This is a genomic window from Saccharothrix sp. NPDC042600 (genome assembly GCF_040647305.1).
Lineage (GTDB): Bacteria > Actinomycetota > Actinomycetes > Mycobacteriales > Pseudonocardiaceae > Actinosynnema > Actinosynnema mutabilis.
In genome coordinates, this window is the sequence record NZ_JBEZBW010000197.1 from 1 (window position 1) to 5,399 (window position 5,399).

Here is a 5,399-nt window from a genome sequence, read left to right on the forward strand (position 1 = left end):
GTCGACGCGGACGCCCTGCTGCTGATCGCGCCGGTGCCGCTGGCGCCGCTGCTGCCCGCTGCCGCCCGCCGCCGCCGCCCGCCGCCGCTGCCCGCCGCCGCCGCCCGCCGCTGCTGCCCGCTGCCGCCCGCCGCTGCTGCCCGCTGCCGCCCGCCGCTACCGCCCGCTGTGGATCATTTCTGCCGGGGCAGGGGCGGAATCGGACCCGGGCGGTGGGAGCGGCTGGCGTGGTGCCGATTGAGCGCGCCGGCGAGGTGGTCGGGTGGCGCGGCGGTGGTGGGTGGCGGTTGTGCGAGTGGGTCGGCGGGGAGTGGTGGGTGTGTTGTCCGTAGTGGCAGGCAGGCCCCGTCGGTGGGGGCCGGCGGGGCCTGTCCGCTTCCTGGCGGGAAGGGCTGGAACGCGGGTCCTCAGGCCGGTTCCAGCTTCAGCGCCTCTTCGAGAAGCGCCTCGACGATCTGGGATTCCGCGACCGTGCGCACCACCTCCCCCCGCACGAAGATCTGCCCCTTCCCGTTGCCCGACGACACCCCGAGGTCCGCCTCGCGGGCCTCGCCGGGACCGTTGACCACGCAGCCCATCACCGCCACCCGCAGCGGGAACGGGAAGTCTTTGAAGGCCGCCGTCACCTGGTCCGCCAAGCGGTACACGTCCACCTGCGCCCGGCCGCACGACGGGCACGACACGACTTCCAGCTTCCTCGGCCGCAACCCGAGGGACGCCAGGATCTGCGCACCCACCTTCACCTCCTCCACCGGAGGCGCGGACAACGACACCCGGATGGTGTCGCCGATGCCCTCCGCCAGCAGCAGCCCGAACGCCACCGACGACTTGACCGTCCCCTGCGCCAACGGCCCCGCCTCGGTCACCCCCAGGTGCAACGGGTAGTCGCACGCCCGCGCCAACTGCCGGTAGGCCGCCACCACCACCATGGGGTCGTGGTGCTTCACCGACAGCTTCAAGTCCGTGAAACCGTGCTCCTCGAACAACGAGCACTCCCACAGCGCCGACTCCACCAGCGCCTCGGGCGTGGCCCCGCCGTGCTTGCGGTACAGCCGCTGGTCCAGCGAGCCCGCGTTGACGCCGATCCGGATGGGCACCCGGGCCGCGCCCGCCGCGGCGGCGATCTCGCCCACCCGGTCGTCGAAAGCGCGGATGTTGCCGGGGTTCACCCGCACCCCGGCACAACCGGCGTCGATGGCCGCGAAGACGTACCTCGGCTGGAAGTGGATGTCCGCCACCACGGGGATCGGCGACTTCGCGGCGATGGCGGGCAGGGCGTCCGCGTCGTCTTGGGACGGCACGGCCACCCGCACGATCTCGCACCCCGCGGCGGTCAGTTCGGCGATCTGCCGCAACGTCGCCTCGACGTCGGACGTCGGCGTGGTGGTCATCGACTGCACGCTCACCGGCGCGTCCCCGCCCACGGGCACGGCGCCGACGAAGAGCTTGCGGGACGGACGGCGCCTGCGCACCGGAGGGGCGAGGGACAGCGGCGTCAACTGGGCTCCTTCAGTCGCTTGAGGACGGTCGTGGTGATGCCGGCCGCGTCGAGGCCGTGCGCTCGCAGGATCTCCGCCCGGCTGCCGTGCGGCAGGAAGCTCGACGGCAGCGCGAACGTCCCCACCCGCGTGGGCGCGCCGACCACGGCAAGCGCTTGCGCCAGGCGGCCACCCAACGCGCCGACCGCCGTGGTGTCCTCGACGGCCAGGACCAGGCGGTGCTCGGCGGCGATGGTGAGCAGGGACGGGTCCAGCGGCGCGATCCAGCGCGGGTCCACGACGGTCACCGGCACGCCGTGCCCGGCCAACTCCTCCGCCGCCTCCAGGCACGCCGAGGCCATCGGGCCGACGGCGACCAGCAGGCCCACGGCGTCCGGCTCGTACCGCAGCACGTCCACCCTGCCCTCCCGGCGCAGCGCCGGGATGTCCGGACCCACCGACGCCTTCGGGTACCGCACCGCCGTCGGCCCGTCCGCCACCGCCACGGCCTCCCGCAGCAGCTCGCGCAACCGCAGCGCGTCGCGTGGCGCGGCCAGCCGAAGGCCCGGCACCACCGGCAGCAGCGACGCGTCCCACATGCCGTGGTGGCTGGGTCCGTCCGGCCCGGTCACGCCCGCCCGGTCCAGCACGAACGTCACCGGCAGCCGGTGCAGCGCCACGTCCAGCAGCACCTGGTCGATCGCCCGGGACAGGAACGTCGAGTACACCGCCACCACCGGGTGCAGCCCGGCCATCGCCAACCCGGCCGCCGACGTCACCGCGTGCTGCTCGGCGATCCCGACGTCGAACACCCGCGACGGGAACCGCTCGGCGAACGCGTCCAACCCGGTCGGCCCCCGCATGGCGGCGGTCAGGCACACCACGTCCGGCCGATCCGCGCCGATCGCCGCGATCTCCGACCCGAACACGTCGGTCCACGTCGCACCGCCGCCCGACCCGGCCGCCGACACCGCGTGCAGGCAGTCCGCCGGGTCCTCCTCGGCCGGCGGGTAGCCCTTGCCCTTGCGGGTCACGCAGTGCACGACCACCGGCCGCCCGTACGACGCCGCCTCGACGAAGGCGTGCTCCAGCTCGACCGGGTCGTGCCCGTCCACCGGCCCGAGGTAGGCCAGGCCCAGCGCCTCGAACACCGTCCGCCGCCGCCCGAGCCGCAACGACGCGAGGTGCGCCGCCAACCCGCCGGTGGTCGGCGCGTAGGACCGGCCGTTGTCGTTGAGCACCACCACGACCGGGTGCTCCAGCACGGCGAGGTTGTTCAACGCCTCCCACGCCATCCCGCCGGTCAGCGCGCCGTCACCCACAACCGCCACCACGCGCCGCGAGGAACCCCTGAGCCGCAACGCTTTCGCCACACCGTCCGCATAGGACAGCGCGGTGGACGCGTGCGAGTTCTCGATGACGTCGTGCGGCGACTCGGCCGCCGACGGGTAGCCCGACAGCCCGCCCGCCCGGCGCAGCGTCTCGAACTCCGCCGCCCGCCCGGTCAGCACCTTGTGCACGTACGCCTGGTGCCCGGTGTCGAACAGCAGCACGTCGTTGGGCGAGTCGAACACCCGGTGCACCGCGATGGTCAGCTCCACCGCGCCCAGGTTCGGCCCGAGGTGCCCGCCCGCGCGCGACACCCGCTCGATCAGGAACCGCCGGATCTCCCCCGCCAGCACCGGCAGCGCCGACGACGGCAGCGCCCGCACGTCCCCCGGCCCGGCGATGGCCTCCAGCAGGGTCATCGTGTCCTCACCGCCGCCGGCAGCGTGAACGTGATCGTCTCCCGGGTCGTCTCGCGCACCTGCACGTCCCACGCGCCCAACGCCTCGACCACCTCGTCCACCAGCCGCGGCGGCGCCGACGCGCCCGCCGACAGGCCCACCACCCGCACGTCGGCGAGCCACTCGGGCCGGATGTCGGACACGTCGTCCACCAGGTGCGCCGGGACGCCCTGCCGGCGGGCCAGCTCCACCAGCCGCACCGAGTTCGACGAGTTCGCCGACCCGACCACCAGCACCAGGTCCGCCTCGCCGGCGATCTCGCGCACCGCGTCCTGCCGATTGGTGGTGGCGTAGCAGATGTCGTCGGACGCCGGCCCCCGCAGCGCGGGGAACTTCGCCTTCAGCGCCGCGACCACCTCGGTCGTCTCGTCCACCGCCAGGGTCGTCTGGGTCAGGTAGGACACCCGCGTCGGGTCGGGCACCTCCAGCGCCGCGACGTCGGCCGCGCTCTCCACCAGCACGATCCGCTCCGGGTCCTCGCCCAGCGTGCCCTCGACCTCCTCGTGCCCGGCGTGCCCGACCAGCACCACCGTGTCGCCGCGCGCGAGGAACCGGCGGGCCTCGGCGTGCACCTTGGTCACCAGCGGACACGTCGCGTCCACCACGTCCAGGCCGCGCCGCGCCGCCTCCGCGCGCACCGCGGGGGACACGCCGTGCGCGGAGAACACGACGGTCGCGCCGTCGGGCACGGCGTCCAGCTCGTCGACGAACACCGCCCCGCGCGCCTCCAGGTCGGCCACGACGTGGGTGTTGTGCACGATCTGCTTGCGGACGTGGATCGGGCCGCCGCGCTGGGCGAGCAGGCGTTCCACGATCTCGATCGCCCGCTCGACCCCGGCGCAGAACGAGCGGGGCGAGGCGAGCAGCACCACGGGCAGGACCATCGGGCGGGCTCCTTCAGCGGTCTCGGCGGGTGGCCAGGCGCGCCAGGGAGTCCAGCTCCCGCTCGGCGCGGTCGTCGGGGTCGGCGGCGCGCAGGTGCACCCGCGCCCGCGCCACCAGGTCCTCGGCCTGCGACAGGCTCCACGCGCGGGCGCCGGTGGCCTCGATCAGCTCGGCCGCGCGCTCCAGCTCGGCCGGGCCGAGCTGCGCGTCGCAGTGGTACAGCTCGTCCAGCTCGCGCGCGGCGGGCGTCCCGGAGGCCAGCGCCGCCACCACGGGCAGGGACTTCTTGCGGTTGTTGAGGTCGGAGTACACCGGCTTGCCGGTGAGCGCCGGGTCGCCCCAGATGCCCAGCAGGTCGTCGGTGAACTGGAACGCCAGGCCCACCAGCTCGCCGAACGAGCGCAACTGCTCCACCTGGTCGCCCTGCGCGTCGCCGTAGAGCGCGCCCACCGCGCAGGCCGCGCCGATCAGCGCCGCGGTCTTGTTCTCCGCCATCCGCACGCACTCGGCGACCCGCACGTCACCGCGCTCCTCGAAGGCGAGGTCGGCGGCCTGCCCGTCGTTGAGCCGCTGGGTGGCGTCGGACAGCGCCCGGATCGCCCGCGCGGCCGACGGGTGCCCGCTGCTCGCGAGCACGTCCAGCGCGAGGGTCAGCAGCGCGTCGCCGGCGAGGATCGCCGCGTTCACGCCGAACACGCTCCACGCGGTGGGCCGGTGCCGCCGGGTGGTGTCGCCGTCCATCACGTCGTCGTGCAGCAGCGAGAAGTTGTGCACCAGCTCGACCGCGACCGCCGCGGGCAGCGCCGTCGCCGCCGTGCCGCCCACCGCCTGCGCGGCCAGCAGCGCGAACGCCGGCCGGATCGCCTTGCCGGGGTCCGCACCGGTCGGCTCGCCGTGCTCGTCCCACCACCCGAAGTGGTAGCCCGCGATGGCGCGCATCGAGTCCGGCAGCCGGTCCACCGCCGTGCGCAGCGCGGGGTCCACGCCCGCGCGGCTCCAGCTCAGCACTTCACCCGCGGACCGGCGCGCGGGGGTCACGTCCAGGTCGGTCATGGACTCCAACTCCTGTTCGGGGGAGCGCCTCTACGTCCACGAAGGACTGGAATGGGCGCAGGAGTGACCGGGCGGCCGGGTGCGCGCACCCGGCCGCCGGCAGGCGGAGAAACCCCAAATTACGGCCCTATAGAAAGGGACCAACACACCCCCCCCCGCGGGGCCCCATACAGCCCCCCAGAAAAAAAACCAGAAC

4 protein-coding genes are annotated in these 5,399 nt (G+C 74.5%); all 4 read right to left on the bottom strand.

What is annotated here, in order from left to right:
• Positions 1-407 precede the first annotated feature (407 nt).
• Genes ispG through AB0A74_RS42430 form a run of 4 tightly spaced genes read right to left on the bottom strand, consistent with a single transcriptional unit; the run spans position 408 to position 5,203 of the window.
• Positions 408-1,499, bottom strand: a complete 1,092-nt coding sequence (gene ispG / locus AB0A74_RS42415; protein ID WP_358258870.1) for a flavodoxin-dependent (E)-4-hydroxy-3-methylbut-2-enyl-diphosphate synthase — start codon at positions 1,497-1,499, stop codon at positions 408-410.
• Entirely contained in the window at positions 1,496-3,226 is a 1,731-nt protein-coding gene (locus tag AB0A74_RS42420) for a 1-deoxy-D-xylulose-5-phosphate synthase (RefSeq protein WP_358258871.1), read from the bottom strand. The genes ispG and AB0A74_RS42420 overlap by 4 nt, the downstream gene beginning before the upstream one ends.
• The gene (gene ispH / locus AB0A74_RS42425) at positions 3,223-4,149 is read right to left on the bottom strand and encodes a 4-hydroxy-3-methylbut-2-enyl diphosphate reductase (RefSeq protein ID WP_358258873.1); all 927 of its coding nucleotides are present in this window, start codon (positions 4,147-4,149) and stop codon (positions 3,223-3,225) included. The genes AB0A74_RS42420 and ispH overlap by 4 nt, the downstream gene beginning before the upstream one ends.
• Positions 4,150-4,162: 13 nt before the next feature.
• A complete protein-coding gene (locus AB0A74_RS42430; protein WP_358258875.1) occupies positions 4,163-5,203 on the bottom strand; it encodes a family 2 encapsulin nanocompartment cargo protein polyprenyl transferase in 1,041 nt (346 codons plus the stop codon).
• Positions 5,204-5,399 lie beyond the last annotated feature (196 nt).